The organism is Streptomyces sp. RLA123, assembly GCF_056270165.1.
Map to the genome: position 1 here is coordinate 4660505 of NZ_JBWDOR010000003.1, position 17195 is coordinate 4677699.

At 71.9% G+C, this 17195-nt stretch carries 15 protein-coding genes and 1 pseudogene; 6 read left to right on the top strand and 10 right to left on the bottom strand.

The genetic code is table 11. The features are described 5' to 3' along the window. Positions 1-390 precede the first annotated feature (390 nt). From RV983_RS21245 to RV983_RS21255, 3 genes are all read right to left on the bottom strand, one after another. Positions 391-600 (bottom strand): DUF397 domain-containing protein, encoded by a 210-nt coding sequence (locus tag RV983_RS21245; RefSeq protein WP_475987338.1) that lies wholly within the window; start codon positions 598-600, stop codon positions 391-393. Positions 601-812: 212 nt separating this feature from the next. Continuing rightward, entirely contained in the window at positions 813-1670 is an 858-nt protein-coding gene (locus RV983_RS21250; protein WP_475987339.1) for a helix-turn-helix domain-containing protein, read from the bottom strand. A 253-nt stretch (positions 1671-1923) separates the two neighbouring features. Next, positions 1924-2634, bottom strand: coding sequence for a GOLPH3/VPS74 family protein (locus tag RV983_RS21255; RefSeq protein ID WP_475987340.1), 711 nt, complete (start codon positions 2632-2634; stop codon positions 1924-1926). 484 nt (positions 2635-3118) lie between these two features. On the opposite strand from RV983_RS21255, the gene RV983_RS21260 reads away from it, so the two are divergent. Further along, a complete protein-coding gene (locus tag RV983_RS21260) occupies positions 3119-5275 on the top strand; it encodes a D-alanyl-D-alanine carboxypeptidase (protein ID WP_475987341.1) in 2157 nt (718 codons plus the stop codon). A gap of 33 nt (positions 5276-5308) precedes the next feature. Here RV983_RS21260 and RV983_RS21265 read toward each other — a convergent pair whose 3' ends face one another. Continuing rightward, positions 5309-5497, bottom strand: a complete 189-nt coding sequence (locus tag RV983_RS21265) for a hypothetical protein (RefSeq protein WP_475990400.1) — start codon at positions 5495-5497, stop codon at positions 5309-5311. A 198-nt stretch (positions 5498-5695) separates the two neighbouring features. Next, positions 5696-5818 (bottom strand): annotated as a pseudogene (locus tag RV983_RS21270) (hypothetical protein); the annotation flags it as partial. Positions 5819-5982: 164 nt separating this feature from the next. On the opposite strand from RV983_RS21270, the gene RV983_RS21275 reads away from it, so the two are divergent. Further along, positions 5983-6402, top strand: coding sequence for an SsgA family sporulation/cell division regulator (locus RV983_RS21275; RefSeq protein ID WP_475987342.1), 420 nt, complete (start codon positions 5983-5985; stop codon positions 6400-6402). A 31-nt stretch (positions 6403-6433) separates the two neighbouring features. On the opposite strand, the gene RV983_RS21280 is transcribed toward RV983_RS21275, so the two are convergent. Then, positions 6434-8719, bottom strand: a complete 2286-nt coding sequence (locus RV983_RS21280; protein ID WP_475987343.1) for a heavy metal translocating P-type ATPase — start codon at positions 8717-8719, stop codon at positions 6434-6436. Continuing rightward, positions 8716-8925, bottom strand: a complete 210-nt coding sequence (locus RV983_RS21285) for a heavy-metal-associated domain-containing protein (protein ID WP_475987344.1) — start codon at positions 8923-8925, stop codon at positions 8716-8718. The genes RV983_RS21280 and RV983_RS21285 overlap by 4 nt, the downstream gene beginning before the upstream one ends. Positions 8926-9283: 358 nt before the next feature. Between RV983_RS21285 and RV983_RS21290 the strand changes: the two genes are divergently transcribed. After that, positions 9284-10642, top strand: a complete 1359-nt coding sequence (locus RV983_RS21290) for a transaminase (protein WP_475987345.1) — start codon at positions 9284-9286, stop codon at positions 10640-10642. Positions 10643-10647: 5 nt separating this feature from the next. Beyond that, positions 10648-11088 carry an Lrp/AsnC family transcriptional regulator gene (locus RV983_RS21295; RefSeq protein WP_475987346.1) on the top strand — a complete coding sequence of 147 codons (441 nt, stop codon included), beginning with the start codon at positions 10648-10650 and terminating at the stop codon, positions 11086-11088. A gap of 10 nt (positions 11089-11098) precedes the next feature. Here the strand turns inward: RV983_RS21295 and RV983_RS21300 are convergent, their stop codons facing one another. After that, positions 11099-11320 (bottom strand): cold-shock protein, encoded by a 222-nt coding sequence (locus RV983_RS21300; protein WP_475987347.1) that lies wholly within the window; start codon positions 11318-11320, stop codon positions 11099-11101. A gap of 394 nt (positions 11321-11714) precedes the next feature. Between RV983_RS21300 and RV983_RS21305 the strand changes: the two genes are divergently transcribed. Then, on the top strand, positions 11715-14015 hold the full coding sequence (locus RV983_RS21305; protein WP_475987348.1) for an FdhF/YdeP family oxidoreductase: 2301 nt from the start codon (positions 11715-11717) through the stop codon (positions 14013-14015). Positions 14016-14106: 91 nt separating this feature from the next. Continuing rightward, a complete protein-coding gene (locus tag RV983_RS21310) occupies positions 14107-15612 on the top strand; it encodes a metallophosphoesterase family protein (protein WP_475987349.1) in 1506 nt (501 codons plus the stop codon). A 48-nt stretch (positions 15613-15660) separates the two neighbouring features. Here the strand turns inward: RV983_RS21310 and RV983_RS21315 are convergent, their stop codons facing one another. Further along, positions 15661-16194, bottom strand: coding sequence for a hypothetical protein (locus RV983_RS21315; RefSeq protein WP_475987350.1), 534 nt, complete (start codon positions 16192-16194; stop codon positions 15661-15663). Between the two features lie 234 nt (positions 16195-16428). After that, positions 16429-16914, bottom strand: coding sequence for a cupin domain-containing protein (locus RV983_RS21320; RefSeq protein ID WP_475987351.1), 486 nt, complete (start codon positions 16912-16914; stop codon positions 16429-16431). Between the last annotated feature and the right edge of the window lie 281 nt (positions 16915-17195).

The window sequence follows — 17195 nt, forward strand, 5'->3', positions numbered from 1 at the left end:
GGGGCGGCGCCCCAGATTGAACCGCGCGGTGGGGGCATGGTCAAGACCAGTCGTGTTCAAGAGTATGAACCACGATCAGATGGCAGAATTGTTTTACTTGTTCTTGACCTTACTTGACGTTGTCGTGAACACGCTCGGCGGCCCACGATTGGCGGGTACTTCGCCGGAACGGCCCGTTGTCCTCCCCCGATGCCGGCACTGCAGTGCGTCGGTGCGCCCGCGTTCACCGGCGGGTACTGCCTGGTGGCGCGCACCCGGGGCAGGCCGCGACGCCGGGAAGGCCGCGGCCTCCGCCCGGGGAGGAGGGTGGAGGGTTCGGGACAGCAGTGAGCCCCCTCGGCCAGGACGGCGTGCCGGTCGAGAGGGCTCGTGCGGTTACTGCGGTGTCGCTCAGTCCAGGTCGAAGGCGCCGCGGCTGACGTCCGTGACGAACGCCGACCAGGCGTCGGGGGAGAAACCGAGGGAAGGGCCGTCGGGGTCCTTGGAGTCCCGGACGTCGACGGCGGAGAGGTTGCGGGACGCGACCTCGACGCAGGCCCCATTCCCCTGAGAGCGGGAGGACTTGACCCACGCCTTGGTGTTTCCGAGCTGAATAGCCATGATCGCTCCGAGCTTTCTCATCCGTACAGCTCTGACGTGATCGAAGCTACTCGCCAACATCACTGGCCACAGCCGCCGTTAGCTCCAACGGGTGGCATATTCCAAGTTCACCTTCCGTCTTGCGGCGGCGCGGGTGTACGCTCCGGGGCCGCCGGTACGCGAGGGTGGATTCGGCGTGCGTCCGCCCGCGCCCCACCCGTCCCGCCGGACCGTCAGCGGGCGTACTCCTTCGCGGCGTCCGCGATGAACACACGGCTCGCCTCGGCGCTCAGCGCCTGCGCCCTCAGGTGCTCGTACATGACGCTGTAGCCGTGCACGTCGGTCGGCTTCTCCAGGTAGAGGTCGCTGGTGACGCCCTCGATGTAGACCACGCTGGAGTCGGTCGCGTCGGCGAACTCCAGGACCGCGAAGTTCCCCGACATGCCCGGGTGCGCGCCGGCCTCGTAGGGCAGGACCTGCACGGTCACATGCGCCTGCGTGCTCATCTGGGCCAGGTACTCCAGTTGTTCGCGCATGACATCCCGGCTGCCGACGACGCGGCGCAGCGCGGACTCGTCCATGACGACCCAGAAGCGCAGCGGGATGTCCGGGTCCGTGACGCGCTCCTGCCGGCGGAGCCGGATCTCGATCCGCTTCTCGATCTGCTCCGCGGTGGCCTCCGGGAGGGTGCCCTCGATGACCGCGGACGCGTAGTTCCGGGTCTGCAGCAGGCCGGGTACCACCAGGGAGTCGTAGACGCGCAGCGACTCGGCCTCGGTCTCCAGGCCGATGTAGACGCTGTAGGGGACGTCGCCGAAGGCGTGCCACCAGCCCTGCTGGCGGGACTCGCGGGCCATGTTCATCAGGGAGTCGACCAGCCGGGCGTCGTCGACGCCGTACACACCGCACAGGTCGCGGACGTCGCGCTGGCTGATGCTGCGGCGGCCGTTCTCCAGGCGGCTGATCTTGGACTGCGAGACGAGCAGCCGGGCCGCGACCTCCTCGGCCGTCATGCCCTTCTGCTCGCGCAGCTTGCGCAATTCCGACCCGAGTCGGCGACGCCTGACGGTGGGATTGACGTTGGCGGCCACGGGATGCGCACCTCCGGTTGCGAGCGGCTGCGGGTGCTGTGCTGACGTGTGCTGATGTGTACTGCTGGTCAGCAGACTGCCACTATCGGTCATCCCGCCGCTGGGAAATGGTCGTATGCTGCGCTCTTCAAAAGAGCGGACAAACGGCAGCGGCGCGCGGGACGAGCGGCGTACCCGGTCCCTCGTCCCGCGCGCCGCGGCGCACCGGCTGTGCTGTTGTCGGTGCCGGGGCCCTGACCCCGGCACCGCGGGTTCAGCGTGCGCCCGCCCGCACCATTCCGTGGCCCGTCGCCTGGTCAGGTGTGGGGCGCCCCTGGACGGGGGCGCGTTTGGGCGGTGCGGCGGCGCCGTTCTGCACATCCATCACGGCGTGCGCGACGAGGCCGCCCATGGGGTCGTACCGGATCAGGTCACGCAGACGCGATCGCGAGGACCGGCCCTCGTTGCCCGGGTACAGATGCTTGCCGAGGCCCACGGCATGGGCGATCGCGGCGAGGGCCGCGGTCCGCGGGTCCGGCGGCACACCGGTGCGGATCGCGCTGTCCAGCCGGGCCCTGATCTCCCGGCTGACCTCGCTGTCGGTCGCCTGATAGCGCGTGGTCGGCAGCACCCCGCACATCTGACCCGGTACGGCATGCACCATGCCGCACCGCTCCAGGTGCGCGAGATACGTCTGGCGCAGCCCCAGGCGGGGCCCGCCGATCCAGTGGACGGCGCGCACCGGGCTGCCGCGTCGGCGCAGCAGTTCGAGCGCGGAGTCCAGGGTCGGATCTCCTGTCGGCCGTGGGTGCACCACGGCGATACGATCCCCGTCAGGGGCTATTCGTCCTGCGAGGGCCAGCTCCACTAGCTGGGCCCCGGCAAGACCGAGGTCAAGGGACTGCGGCTGCGCCGTGGTACCCGTGGCCGGGTCCAGGGCGAGCAGCAACAGCTCCTCCGGAAGTGTTCTGCGGCTCTTGCCCATCCATGCCTCCCCGCGTGGATGAATGACAGGGTGACGCCTCTCACACCGGCCTGTCGAGAGCGCCTTGCCCGTTCGTGCGGGAACCGACTCATATGTCGTTTGCGTCTTGGATCGGGGCGGCGCCGCCGTGGGGGCGGCCGAGGTGTCCCGTCGGCGGGTCCCGAGGAGGCTGTTCAGCCGGGGCCTGGAAACTGGTGTAAGGGTGAGCGGGGCGCCGCGTCGGCGCTCCGCACGACGTGTGGAGGAGGTCTGCGTGGCGGGCGAGTCCCCCGGCAGGGCGGATCAGCAGGAGTCGTCGGGGGAGGCGACCGGGCGCGGGGCGGTGGATCCGAGGCTCGCCGTCTTCCGAGGGGAGCCGGCGGAAAGGTCTCCGGACACCCCGGAGTCCGCGCCGGAGCCGCCTGCGGCGGGCGGGGAGGACACGGAGGCGGAAGCAGAGCGGCGTAGTCCGGCTACGCCGGACGGCGGATCTGACGCGGACGAAGTGGCGGACACGACTGCGCCGGACGTGGAGGAGGTCACCTCCACGGACGACGGTGAGCGGCCCGCGGAATCCCGTACCGACGCCGCAGGCGCGTCGGCCGCTCCGGCGGCCGTGCCCGAGGATGCCCGTTCCGGGCAGGACGACGACCGGGACGACACGACCGCCTCCGGTGCCGAGCCGGCCGGCGACCGAGGGGAAGCCCCTCAGGGCGTCGGTACGGAGGCGGAAGCCGCCGACGGCCCCGACGGGCCGGACGGCGCGCCCGAGGCCGCCACAGCGGCGTCTGAGGAGCCCGTTGAGGAGCCCGCGGACGAAGGGGACGGCACGGAGGACCCGGAGGGCTCGCACGAGACGGCCGAGGACGGCGAGGCGGCCGACGGAGCGGACCCCGAGGCCCCCGGCGACGTGCCAGAGGCCGGGACGGCCGAGGACGGCGAGGACGGCGAGGACGGCGGCGAGCCCGAGCCCGCGGAGGACGACACGGCCTCCGCCGGGGACGGCGACTCCGGCGACCCCTCCCAGGACGCTCCCCGCCGTGTCAACGGCGGAGGGGGCGTGTTCGGGGGTCCCGGCGCCGGTCTGCGGACCGGCGAGGGCACCATGACGCTGCGTGCGCCGCGCGTGGACGGCGCGGATGCCCCGCCCCGGGAGGGAACGCTCACCCTCCGGGCGCCCGGCGCCCCGGCCGCCGTGCCGCGAAAGGACAGGTCAGGCGAAGCCGGCGACGCCGGAAAGGCCGTCGCGCGGCCCTCCGCCGCCGCGCCCGTGGCGACGCCCGCCCGGCTGGGCGGAACGTTTGTCCCGCTGGTCGGCGACGAGCGGCCGGCGGCCGAGGACCTCGGCTCGCGCACGAAGCAGATGCCGCTCCCGCCCGAGCCGGACGAACCTCTCAAGCTGCTGGCGGAGCTGACCAACACCCCGCCGCCGGTGCAGACCCCCCTGCGCACCACCGTGCGCCGGGTGAAGATCTGGACGCCGCTGGTGCTGCTGCTGGCGCTGGTCTTCGTACTGGCGCAGGCGCTGCGTCCGCTGCCCGCGCCCCAGCTGACCCTGACGGCGAAGTCGTCGTTCACCTTCAAGGGCGACGAGCTCTCACTGCCGTGGCCCGCGCAGGGCCAGGCGGTCGTCGAGGCCGAGGGCCTGGGCCGGCTGGGCGCGTTCGGCCAGGAGAAGCCCGTGCCGATCGCCAGCGTCGCGAAGGTCATGACGACCTATGTGATCCTGCGCGACCACCCGGTCAAGGAGGGCGGCGGGGGCGAGACGGTTCCGGTCGACAAGACGGCCGAGGAGCAGTTCGTCACCGGCCAGGCGGAGCAGGAGTCCGTGGTCAAGGTGACCGCCGGGCAGAAGCTCAGCGAGTACGAGGCGCTGGAGGCGGTCATGCTGCCGTCGGCGAACAACGTCGCGCGCCTGCTGGCCCGCTGGGACGCGGGGTCGGAGAAGGCGTTCGTGAAGAAGATGAACGCCACCGCCAAGCAGCTCGGGATGACGAACACCCACTACACCGACCCCAGCGGCCTGGAGGCGACCACCGTCAGCACGGCGAGCGACCAGGTGAAGCTGGGTCACGCCGCGATGAAGGACCCGGTGTTCGCGGAGATCGCCACCAAGATCCAGTACACGGACATCAACGGCGACATCCAGAAGAACTACAACCAGCTCGCCGGCTACCACCACGTCGTCGGCATCAAGACCGGCACCAGCACCAAGGCGGGCGGCAATCTGCTCTTCGCGGCGGTCCGTGAGATCGGCGGCACGAAGCAGCTGATCATCGGCGCGATGCTGGGGCAGCACAAGGCACCCATCATCGACACGGTGCTCGAGCGCAGCAGCACCCTGCTGCAGGCCGCCCTGTCCACCCTCACCTCGGACACCGTGATCAAGAAGGGCGACGTCGTCGGCTACATCGACGACGGCCTCGGCGGCCGGACGCGTGTCGTGGCCACCAAGGACGTCACCGCGATCGGCTGGACCGGCCTGAAGGTCGACATCTCGGTGGTCGCCGCCAAGAGCGGGATCCCGCACAAGGCGCCGGCCGGAACCGCGATCGGCACCCTCACCGTCGGCAACGGCGACAGCAGCATCAAGGTCCCGGTCGCGCTCGAACGCGGCCTGACCGAGCCGTCCTTCGGCTCGAAGCTCACCCGCCTCGGCTGACGGGGCGCCCGCGAAGGCGGGCCGGCCGGACCGCTAGACGTGGTCCAGCCGGCCCGCCTTCGCCTCTTCCACCAGCGAACGGAACTGGTCCGAACTCATCCGCACGCGCTGCCCGAAGTCGTCGGTCATCACGACCCTCTGCTCGGGGGGCGCGCTGTCGTCGACGTACAGCGTGGGACAGCCGCAGTCGCAACTGCCGCAGAACACCGCCACCTGTTCCATGGGTCCACCTCCACTGTCAGTTCTGTGTACCGACCGTCGGATGCGGCATACCCGGAGTGACGGCGCTTCAGGCCGGCGGCTCGCGTTCCAGTGGCCTCCGGAAGCGGGGGTGCCGCGCGTGCCGCCCCGCCGGCCGCGCAGCCGGGCCGCCTCCGCCTCGATCGCCGCGGCCGCCTCGCGGCCGGGGCCGGGGCAGGTCGGCAGCCGGTGCGCCCCGGAGCCGTCCGCGCGCCGTGCCCAGCCGCCGACGACCCGGCCGTTCCACCGCACCGGGGGCTCCGTCACGGTCCGGCGGCGTCCGTCAGGGCGCCACGGCCTCATCCATGGCACGAAACCGACAGTGCCGCCGGTACCGTGTGACGCACATCACATCGTTCCGCCGGAAGTCGTTCCTCAATCCGCGTAAGAGGCAGGGCCGTTGACGCTCTCACCCCTCGACGGAAGGCACACCGGAACGCGGCACGGCACCCCCGGAGGACCCAGCCATGCTCACCGACATCGACCACATCGTCCGCGCCCGCCTGCGCACCCGGGAGTCCGGGCCGGAGGGCCACGAGATCACGGCGACCCTGCGCTACCACCGCGACGACCCACTCGCGGCGCGGGTGGCCTTCCCGGCCTCGGTGTCGCTCGACGGCGCGGAGGTCACCTGGGTCTTCGGCCGCGGCCTGCTCACCACGGGGCTCTACGAGCCGGCCGGCGAGGGGGACGTCCACGTCCGTCCCGCCGGCCCGGACCGCACGGCGCTGGAGTTCCGCGCCCCCGAGGGCATCGCCTTGGTGGAGGTCGCCACCACCGACCTGCGGATCTTCCTGGCACGTGTCTACGAGGCGGTTCCGCCCGGCCACGAGTTCCGCGGGGTCGACATGGACGCCGTGATCGCCTCGCTCCTCGGGGAGGAGTGAGGCGACCGCGGCGTGCGTGTGGCCGGCGGACTCAGTCCGCGAGGGGCCGGAAGCCTCGCAGCCGAAGGGAGTTGCCCACGACGAAGACCGACGAGAAGGCCATCGCGGCGCCCGCGATCATCGGGTTGAGCAGGCCCGCGGCGGCCAGCGGCAGCGCCGCCACGTTGTAGCCGAAGGCCCAGAAGAGGTTGCCCTTGATCGTGGCCAGGGTGCGGCGCGACAGCCTGATGGCGTCGGCGGCGACCCGCAGGTCGCCGCGGACCAGGGTCAGGTCGCCCGCCTCGATGGCGGCGTCCGTTCCCGTGCCCATGGCCAGGCCCAGGTCCGCCTGGGCGAGCGCGGCCGCGTCGTTGACGCCGTCGCCCACCATGGCGACCGAGCGGCCCTGTTCCTGGAGCCGCCGGACGACGGCGACCTTCTCCTCCGGCATGACCCCGGCGATGACGTCGGCCGTGTCGATGCCGACCTCGGCGGCCACGGAGCGGGCCACGGCCTCGTGGTCCCCGGTCAGCAGCACCGGGGTGAGGCCGAGTTCGCGCAGCATGGCCACGGCACGGGCGCTGGTGGGCTTCACCGCGTCCGCGACCACCAGCAGGGCGCGCGGCCGGCCGTCCCAGGAAACCGTCACCACGGTGCCGCCCAGCGCCTCGGCCTGCTCCTTGGCGAGGACGAGCTTCTCCGGCAGCGGTGCGGGCGGCGCCTGGCGGCCGACGGCCACGGCGCGGCCGTCCACCGTGCCCTGGACGCCGAGGCCGGGCAGCGCCCGGAAGTCCGCCACCGGGGGCAGGTCTCCGGCGCGTTCCCGGGCGGCGTCGGCGACGGCGCGTGCGATGGGGTGCTCCGAGGCGTGCTCCAGGGCGCCGGCCAGCCGCAGGACCTCGTCCTCCCGCTCGCCGTCGGCAAGGTGCACGCCGGTGAGGGTCATGACGCCCGTGGTGACCGTTCCGGTCTTGTCCAGCACGATGGTGTCGACCCGGCGGGTGGTCTCCAGGACCTCGGGACCCTTGATGAGGATGCCGAGCTGCGCACCGCGTCCGGTGCCGACCATCAGGGCGGTCGGCGTGGCCAGGCCGAGTGCGCACGGGCAGGCGATGATCAGGACGGCGACGGCCGCGGTGAACGCGGCGACGGCGCCCTCGCCCAGCGCAAGCCAGACGCCGAGCGTGCCCAGGGCCAGCACGATCACGACGGGCACGAAGACCGCCGAGATGCGGTCGGCCAGCCGCTGGGCGGCGGCCTTGCCGTTCTGCGCGTCCTCCACGAGCCGCGCCATGTGCGCGAGCCGGGTGTCCGCGCCGACCCGGACGGCCTCCACGACCAGCCGTCCGCCGGCGTTGACGGTGGCGCCGGTGACGGCGTCCCCGGGACCGACCTCGACGGGTACCGACTCGCCGGTGAGCATGGCGGCGTCGACGGCCGAGGTCCCCTCCCGTACGAGGCCGTCGGTGGCGATCTTCTCGCCGGGACGGACCACGAACAGGTCGCCCACCGCGAGGTCCGCGGTCGCGATCCGCACCTCGCGACCGTCGCGCAGTACGGCGACGTCCTTGGCGCCCAGCTCCATCAGGGCGCGCAGCGCGGCGCCCGCGCGGCGTTTGGAGCGGGCCTCGAAGAAGCGCCCGGCCAGGATGAAGGCGGTGACGCCGGCGGCGACCTCCAGATAGAGGTTCGCGGAGCCCTCGCCGCGGGCGACGGTCAGCTCGAAGGGGTGCTTCATGCCGGGCATCCCGGCCTCGCCGAAGAACAGCGCCCACACCGACCACCCGAAGGCGGAGAGCGTGCCGAGCGAGATCAGCGTGTCCATGGTGGTGGCGCCGTGCCGCAGATTGGTCCAGGCGGCCCGGTGGAAGGGCCAGGCGGCGTACGCGACGACCGGCGCGGCCAGGGTCAGCGAGAGCCACTGCCAGTTGGTGAACTGCAGGGCCGGGACCATCGACATGGCGATCACCGGCACGGCCAGCACGACCGCGGTCACGAGTCGCTGCCGCAGGGTGGTGAGCGCGTCGGGCGCCGGGGCGGCATCCGCGGGGTCGCCGGGCGCCGCGGCGGGGGCGGGCGGCGCGGGCAGCGCCGCGGTGTAGCCGGTGGCCTCCACGGTGGCGATCAGGTCCGGCACGCCGATGCCGCCGCCGAACGCGACCTTGGCCTTCTCGGTGGCGTAGTTGACGGTGGCCGTGACGCCGTCCATCCGGTTGAGCTTCTTCTCCACGCGGGCGGCACACGAGGCGCAGGTCATCCCGCCGATCTCGAGTTCGAGTTCGGTGACCGCGGCCGTGGCGACCGGCGGGAGGACCTGCGGGCGATCCGCGGGAGTCATGACCTGCCGACCAGCTCGTAGCCCGCCTCGTCCACGGCGGCGCGTACCGCGTCGTCGTCCAGCGGGGCCGCGGAGGTGACCGTGAGCAGACCGGTCTTGGCGTCCACCTCGATCCCGGTCACGCCGGGGAGGGCGGAGACCTCCTTGCTGACCGCGGACTCGCAGTGACCGCAGCTCATCCCGGAGACGCTGTAGGTGACAGACATGGATTCTCCTCGTGCGTTAAGTGCGTTTCCGGTGGGCGGCGAGGATCGCGCCGCCGTCCACCTGATGACCACACTATACCCCCTAGGGGTATGAACGGTGATGAGCGGGGGCTCGGGGGTATGTCTTGCGGGACGCCCACAACGTCAAGGAAAGCACCGGTGGGAAACGATCACCGGATATATGAACCGATGGCGGCCGGAATGCGGTGATCAGTGCTGACGCCGCACGATTTCGGACGGTGCGGGATCACGTATGCGGCGTATCGCTGCGCGATTCGCGCGAGAACCATTGAGTGGACGCTCGATCCCGCTGTAGCGTCGCCGGGTCGCGTCATCGGCCGCACAGGAGGCAGCGCCCATGTCCATCGACCGCACCCGGCTGCGCGAACTGCTGGACCGCGAGACCGCCGACGCCGTCGCCCGCAACCCGAAGTCGCGATCCGCCTACGAGGCGGCCGACCACCTCTTCGGGCGCGTGCCGATGACCTGGATGAACAAGAACGCCGGTGCCTTCCCCCGCTACCTCGCCGGGGCCCGCGGGGCCCGCGTCACCGACATCGACGGCCACGAGTACGTCGACTTCTGCCTCGGCGACACCGGCGCCATGGCCGGGCACTCCCCGGAGCCCGTCGCCGCCGCCGTCGAGCGCCGCTTCCGCGAGCAGGGCGGCGCCACCGCGATGCTGCCCACCGAGGACGCCGAATGGGTCGGGGCCGAACTCGCCCGCCGCTTCGGCCTGCCGCGCTGGTCGTTCACCCTCACCGCCACCGACGCCAACCGCTGGGCCGTCCGGCTCGCCCGTGCCGTCACCGGACGGCAGAAGATCCTGTTCCACAGCTACTGCTACCACGGCAGCGTCGACGAGTCGCTGATCGTCACGGGCCCTGGCGGACGCGGCGGCGTCAGCCGCCCCGGCAACGTCGGAGCGCCCTGCGACGTCACCCTGACCAGCCGCGTCGCGGAGTTCAACGACCTGGAGGGACTGGAGCGCGAACTCGGCCACGGGGACGTCGCCGCCGTCCTCATGGAGCCCGCGCTCACCAACATCGGCATCGTGCTGCCCGAGCCGGGCTACCTCGACGGGGTCCGCGCGATCACCCGCCGGCACGGCGTGCTGCTGATCAACGACGAGACGCACACCTTCTCCGCCGGACCCGGCGGCGCCACCGCCGCCTGGAACCTCGACCCGGACGTCCTCACCATCGGCAAGGCCATCGCGGGCGGCGTCCCCGCCGGCGCCTACGGCCTGTCCGCCGAGCTCGCTGCCCGGCTCCTCGGCCGCGCCGACCTCGACCTCGTCGACATGGGCGGTGTCGGCGGAACGCTCGCCGGCAACGCCCTGTCCGTCGCCGCCATGCGCGCCACCCTCGAACACGTCCTCACCGACGAGGCGTTCGAGCGGATGTCCGCTCTCGCCGCCCGGTTCGCCGGCGGCGTGGCCGACGCCGTCGCCAAGCACGGCCTGCCCTGGTCCGTCAGCACCCTCGGCGCCCGCACGGAGTACCGCTTCGCCTCGCCCGCGCCGCGCACCGGCACCGCGTCGGCGGCCGTCGCCGACCCCGAGCTGGAGGACTTCCTGCACCTGTGGACGGCCAACCGGGGCGTCCTCATGACGCCGTTCCACAACATGGCCCTGATGTGCCCGGCCACCACCCCCGCCGACGTCGACACCCACACCGGCCTCTTCGCCGAGGCGCTGGCGGAACTGGCAGGCTGACCTACGTGGACGACATCGACCGCGCGATCCTCCGCGAACTGCAGACCGACGGCCGCATCCCCTACGCCGATCTCGGCCCCAAGGTCGGGCTCTCCCCGTCGGCGGCGCGCCAGCGGCTCCAGCGGCTTGTCGACGGAAAGGTCGTGCAGGTCGTCGGCGTCACCGACCCGATGGCGATGGGCGGGCAGGCCATGGCGCTGCTGGGCCTGCGCGTCGACGGCGACCCGCGGGCGGTGGCCGACACGCTGTCCGCCCGCGAGGAGGTCGTCTACGCCGTCCTGACCGCCGGTCCCTACGCGCTCTTCGCCGAGGTCGTCTGCCCCGGGCCGCCCGAGCTGCTGGACTTCGTCAACGACGTCGTACGGCCCATCGAGGGCGTGGCGGGCGTCGAGACCTTCCCCTACTTCGGCATCCACACCCACCGCTTCCTGTGGGACGTGGGCTGACGCCGGCCGCTCAGTTCTTCGGCACGACCCGCAGCGCGCGGTAGTCGTACCCGTCCTGCCGGAAGCCGGGGGCCTCCCACTCCAGGACCACCGGCTGGCCCGCCGACAGCGTCCGGAATCCGGCCATCTCGATGTCGCTGTAGTGCGCGAAACAGCCCCCGGGGGTCTCGGCGCAGTCCAGCACACCCCAGCCCGATTCGTCGTCCCACTCCCGTACGGTCGCGTTCGCCATGACTCCGAGCGTAAACGCCCCCGCGGCACCCGGCCCGCGCTGTTCACCCGTGCCGCCGCGGCATGCTCCCGGGCTCCTGGGATGCCACCCCATCGCGCACACCGGCGGGTCCTGCTGCCAGGACCCATGCTCAGCCGAACACCCCGAACGCCGTGTTCGCTCCGGGTCCGGCGTGCACGGAGCGTGTCCGTGGTCCGGGGACGCGGGGGCGGTCACCGGGCCGGGCCTGCCCGTCAACTGCTTCTCCATAGCCCGCACGCCACGCTCCGCCACCGGAGTCGGCCACAGGGCGAACACGGTACGGAATGCGGGCCCCGCAATCCGTGACACCCGCGAATCGGGAATGCGCGCGATCACGAAATGCGGTCGCAGGGAACGTGGCTAGGCTCAAAAAGTGAATATTCGCCACGACCGGCAGATTCGTCCCGAGCCCCACGGCAATGACGCCTATCCGCACCCCGCGGCCGGCTGGGGTGCGGCGAAGAGCGTGACCCGAGTCCTGCTGCGGGAGCGCGCGTTCGTCGACGGGCCGCGCGCGATCTTCCTGATGAACCACGAGAACGGCGGCTTCGACTGCCCCGGATGCGCGTGGCCCGACGACACCAAGGGTTTGAAGCTGGACATCTGCGAGAACGGGATCAAGCACGTCACCTGGGAGATGACCCCCAAACGCGTGGACCGGGAGTTCTTCGCCGCGCACACCGTCGCCGAGCTGGACGGGTGGAGCGACTCCGCCCTGGAGGACGAGGGCCGGCTGACCGAACCGATGGTCTACGACCCGGACAGCGACACCTACGTCCCCATCTCCTGGCAGGCGGCCTTCGACCTGGTCGGACGGACGCTCCGCGATCTGGACAGCCCGCACGAGGCCGCCTTCTACACTTCCGGACGGTTGGGCAACGAGGCCACGTTCCTCTACCAGCTGATGGCCCGCGAATTCGGCACCAATAATCTGCCGGACTGTTCCAACATGTGCCACGAGGCATCCGGGCGGGCGCTGCATGCTGCCCTGGGGACCGGAAAGGGAACCGCGGACCTGGGGGACTGGGAAAGCGCCGAGGCGCTTTTCATCCTGGGCGTGAACGCGGCGTCCAACGCTCCGCGCATGCTCACGGCCCTGGCCGACGCGTACCGGCGGGGCGCCCAGATCGTGCACGTCAACCCGCTCGTCGAGGCGGCCGCGACGCGGACCATCGTCCCGCACGAGATGACCGACATGGCGCTCTTCAAGTCGACCCCGACCAGCACCCTCAACCTGCAGGTGCGCGGCGGCGGCGACATGGCGCTCCTGCGGGGCGTCGCCAAGGCCGTCCTGGAGGACTCACGGCACGACCCGAAGGCGCTCGACCGGGAGTTCATCGACCGTTACACCAGCGGGTTCGAGGAGTACGCGGCCGCCTGCGAGGCGACCTCCTGGGAGGAGCTGGAGCGCCAGTCGGGCCTTCCGCGCGCCGACATCCTCAAGGCCGCCGAGGTCTACTCCCGCTCCGACCGCACCCTCATCAGCTGGTGCCTGGGAGTGAGCCAGCACGAGCACGGTGTCGACACCGTCCGCGAGATCGTGAACGTCCTCCTCCTGCGCGGCAACCTCGGACGGGAAGGCGCCGGCCCCTCACCCGTGCGGGGCCACAGCAACGTCCAGGGCAACCGCACCTGCGGCATCGACCATCGCCCCACCGCCCACTTCCTGGACCGCCTCGGCGAGGTGTGCGCGATCGACCCGCCCCGTGAGCACGGGCTCGACGCCGTCGGCACCGTACGGGCCATGCACGAAGGCCGCGTGAAGGTCTTCGTCGGCATGGGCGGCAACTTCGCGATGGCCGCGCCGGACACCGTCCACACCCAGGAGGGACTGTCCCGCTGCGAGCTGACCGTCCACGTGAGCACCAAGCTGAACCGCAGTCATCTCACCCACGGCCGACACGCGTTGATCCTGCCCTGCCTGGGGAGGACGGAGAAGGACCTCCAGCGGCGCGGCATCCAGGCGACCTCCGTCGAGGACTCCATGAGCATGGTGCACCTGTCCGTCGGCATGAAGAATCCGGCGTCGCCGCACCTGCTGTCCGAACCGGCGATCATCGCGGGCATGGCGCGGGCCGCCCTCCCGGGCAGCGCCACCCCCTGGGAGCAGTACATCGAGGACTACGACCGCATCCGCGACACCATGGCCCAGGTCCTGGACGGCTTCGAGGACTTCAACCGCCGTGTCCGGCTGCCCCTCGGCTTCCGTATCCGCCAGCCCGCCCGTGAACTCGTCTTCCTCACCCCGAGCGGCCGTGCGGAGTTCTCCGCCGCGCCCCTGCCGGACACCGTCCCCCGGGACGGCGCCCTCGTGCTGCAGACCATGCGCTCGCACGACCAGTGGAACACCACCATCTACTCGTCCGACGACCGCTACCGCGGCATCACCGGCCTGCGCACCCTCGTTCTGATGAACGCCGACGACATGCGCGCCCGCGGCATCGAGGACAACGCCCTCGTCGACATCACCAGCACCGCCAAGGACGGCACACAACGGCGGTTGAACGGCTATCGGGCCATCGCGTACAACCTCCCCGCGGGCTGTGCCGCCGGCTACATGCCCGAGATGAACGTGCTCATCGCGGCCGGCGACTACAGCCTCCAGAGCGACCAGCCGTTGATGAAGAGCGTTCGGGCGCACATCGTCCCCTCGGTGCCGACCGGCGGCCCCTGACGGCCCCCGCTCCCACCGGCTCCGCGGTGCGCGCCGGAGCCGGACGCCCCGCGCCGCCGGAACGCCTCCCGCCGGTTGCTAGGGTGCGCGGGTGCCCGACTCCTCCCGCGACTCCCTGGCCGGCGCCGGCTGGGAGAGCCAGAAGCCCGGTTCGTACCAGGAGTTGATGCCCGCCCGGGTGGTCAACCTGTCGTGGCTGAACCCGGTCACGCTGTGGAAGGCGCGCAACGGCCCACTGGCCGCGCTGTTCGGCGACCCGACCGGCAGGGACCGGCAGCGCTGGGTCGCGGGCCAGGTGGAACGCGGGGCCGCCGGCGCGGACCCGGTGATCGAGCGGGACGACCCCGGCACGTTCTCGTTCCTCCTCCTCGGCGACACCGGCGAGGGCGACGACCCCCAGTACGCCGTGGTCCCCGGGCTGTTGAAGGCCGGTGCGGGCACGCGCTACGCCGTGATCTGCAGTGATGTCCTGTACCCCGTCGGCAGCGCCAACGAGTACGGCAGCAAGTTCTTCCGGCCCTACCGGGACTACGACGCCCCGATCTACCCCATCCCCGGCAACCACGACTGGTACGACGGCCTCACCGGCTTCATGCGGGTCTTCTGCCGCGCCCCGGCGCTCCCGCGAGCACCCCGCCCGCGCCCGCTGACCTCCGCCTGGTGGCGCACGCTGCTGTGGGCGGAGCCGGACACCCCGGACGACGCCCGCCTCGACGAGGACCGCCTCATGCGGTCCGCCCCCGCGCAGGCCGCGTCGCTGCCCGGCCCGTACTGGGCGATGGACTCCGGGCCGGTACGGATCATCGGCATCGACACCGGGCTGCTCGGCGGCATCGACCGGGAGCAGGGCGAGTGGCTGCGCCGGGTCTCCCGGGGACCCCGCCCCAAGATCCTGGTCACCGGCTCCCCGATCTACGTGGACGGCGAGCACCACCCGTGCGCGATAGAGGGCGGCGGCACGGTCGACGAGATCGTCCGCGACCCGGCCCACCGCTACGTCGCGGCGATAGGCGGCGACATCCACAACTACCAGCACTACCCGGTCGACGTGGACGGCCGCAGGATCGAGTACATCGTCTCCGGCGGCGGCGGGGCCTTCATGCACGCCACCCACACCATCCCGCGCGTGGCGGTCGGCGGCGTCACCGAGGACGACTTCCGCTGCTACCCGATGCGCGGCGACTCCCTGGCGTTCTACAGCCGGCTCTACGGCCGCCGCCTGCGCATGCGCCGCTTCTTCGACCTCACCCCGGACCAGGCGGCCGCGGCTCTCGCCGAGCGCCTGGACGTCGAGCCCACCCGTGCCACCGGCGCGGCCGTCACCGCGCGCACCCGCTTCGTCGCCGGCCTCCTGGGCGCACCGCCCCGCCCGCACCGCAAGCGGCGGCTGCGGCTCCCCGTGCGCAGGGTCCTCACCCGGCTGCTCTCCCCGGGCTCGGCCACCTACAGCCCGCCGTTCTTCAAGAGCTTCCTGCGGCTGGACGTGAGCCCGGCCGCGCTGCGCGTGCGCTGCTTCGCCGCCACCGGGCTGCGGGAGCACGAGCTGGACCCGCCCGTCGAGGACGACTTCACGATCCCCCTGCCGGGCCGCGCCTGAGCGGCGGCCCGAGGGGACACGGCGTTCTCCGCCCCCTCGGACGCGGTCCTACCTGCCCGCGTCGTCCCGCACGTCCACCACGTCCGGTACGCCGGGGAACCGCTCCTCGCCCCGCAGGACGCGGTCGTACCGCCTGTCGCCCAGCAGATGGCGTGCGAAGAAGGCGCCGACGTAGTCCCGGGTGATCAGGCGCTGCTGCCGTTCGGACAGTTCGTCCTGGTCCGGCCGCGGGTAGTCGGCGTCGGGGAACTGCGCCATGCAGGTGCCGGGCCGGCCGCCGGGAAAGGCCTCGTCCTCGGACACGGCCTGCCCGCCCGCGGGCGGGCACTGCGTGTTGTAGAAGTTGTGGACCCCGCCCGTCACCGTGAACGTGGCTATCGGCACGGTGTTGGCGTCCTCGTTCTGCTCGACGTACGTGCCGCCGTTCGTCGTGTCGCACGTCCCCCACATCACCGCGAACGGCGTCCTGGTCACGGTGACCGGGTCCCATGTCGCGGCCGGGGCCAGGGCGAACGCCGCGCGGATCGAGACGCCCCGCGGCCAGGAGGCACGGCGGGGATCCGCCGGCGTGCGAAGACGCATCCGAGCGCTTCCCTCACCTGATCGAACAGACCGGACGCCTCCTGCTCCTCGCGCCGCCCGAGGCCGGCCAGGAACGGCAGCGACGGCGTGTCCACGTCGGCGCGAGCGTCCTCAGCTGCCTGACGGCCTCGTCCTTGATCACGTCCGTACCCCCTGCCGACCGTGCCGGAACAGCCGAGGCGCGTTGAACCGATTGAACCGGCGCCGAAACTCGCCGCGATGGGACGGGTGTGGTCAGTCGACGAAATACTGGTCGTGCCTGTCGAAGAACTCGGCGCGCTCCGCCTGCGTGGCGTCGCCCATCTCCGACATCTGCTCGAAGAACGCCTCACGCGGTGCGCCCGGGGTGAAGAGCAGCAGCATCTCCGCGAGGGTGTCGGTCTCGTTGCGGAAGGCATGCAGCCCGCCCTGCGGAACGTGCAAGAAATCGCCCTCCCGCGCGTCGACCCACTGCTCGCCGTCGAAGAGGCGGACGGTTCCATTGAGGATGAAGAAGGACTCCGAGATGGTCCGGTGGAAGTGCGTCTTGGGGCCGTCCGCCCGCGCGCCCAGCATGACGCGGTAGAAGCCGAACTCGCCGCGCGTGGTGTCGCTCGTCGCGAGATAGCGGATGGCCATGGCGTCGCCGGGTCTGCCGACGTCCGGCGCGGTGCCGGACGGCAGGAAGTGCGCGTCGACCTCGCCTCCGTCGCCGAAGTACACCTGCTTCGGGTACGACATGCACACCATCCCCTCAGGCGCTCCGGAGACCGGCGCCGGAGACCGCGCCCACCTCTCCATCCTGGCCACGGCATCCGGGGCATGCCATTCGGGGACCGGTCAGCGGTCAGCGGTCACCGGCCTCTACGCGGGCGCCATTGCTCGCCGGCGGATGCCGAACACCTCGCACGCGATGTCGTTCACGAGTTGCTCGGCCAGGAGGAGGCCACGCGGTTGGCGCGCAGAGAGGCCTGCTGTCGCATTGCACGTCGTGCAGGTCACTCAGTTCAGCAGGCGCGTCG

Excerpts from the sequence above, each read along its gene's own strand:
- RV983_RS21245 (WP_475987338.1), bottom strand. The coding sequence starts at position 600 with ATGGCTATTCAGCTCGGAAACACCAAGGCGTGGGTCAAGTCCTCCCGC.
- RV983_RS21255 (WP_475987340.1), bottom strand. The coding sequence starts at position 2,634 with ATGGGCAAGAGCCGCAGAACACTTCCGGAGGAGCTGTTGCTGCTCGCC.
- RV983_RS21265 (WP_475990400.1), bottom strand. The coding sequence starts at position 5,497 with ATGGAACAGGTGGCGGTGTTCTGCGGCAGTTGCGACTGCGGCTGTCCC.
- RV983_RS21275 (WP_475987342.1), top strand. The coding sequence starts at position 5,983 with ATGCTCACCGACATCGACCACATCGTCCGCGCCCGCCTGCGCACCCGG.
- RV983_RS21280 (WP_475987343.1), bottom strand. The coding sequence starts at position 8,719 with ATGACTCCCGCGGATCGCCCGCAGGTCCTCCCGCCGGTCGCCACGGCC.
- RV983_RS21285 (WP_475987344.1), bottom strand. The coding sequence starts at position 8,925 with ATGTCTGTCACCTACAGCGTCTCCGGGATGAGCTGCGGTCACTGCGAG.
- RV983_RS21290 (WP_475987345.1), top strand. The coding sequence starts at position 9,284 with ATGTCCATCGACCGCACCCGGCTGCGCGAACTGCTGGACCGCGAGACC.
- RV983_RS21300 (WP_475987347.1), bottom strand. The coding sequence starts at position 11,320 with ATGGCGAACGCGACCGTACGGGAGTGGGACGACGAATCGGGCTGGGGT.
- RV983_RS21315 (WP_475987350.1), bottom strand. The coding sequence starts at position 16,194 with ATGCGTCTTCGCACGCCGGCGGATCCCCGCCGTGCCTCCTGGCCGCGG.
- RV983_RS21320 (WP_475987351.1), bottom strand. The coding sequence starts at position 16,914 with ATGTCGTACCCGAAGCAGGTGTACTTCGGCGACGGAGGCGAGGTCGAC.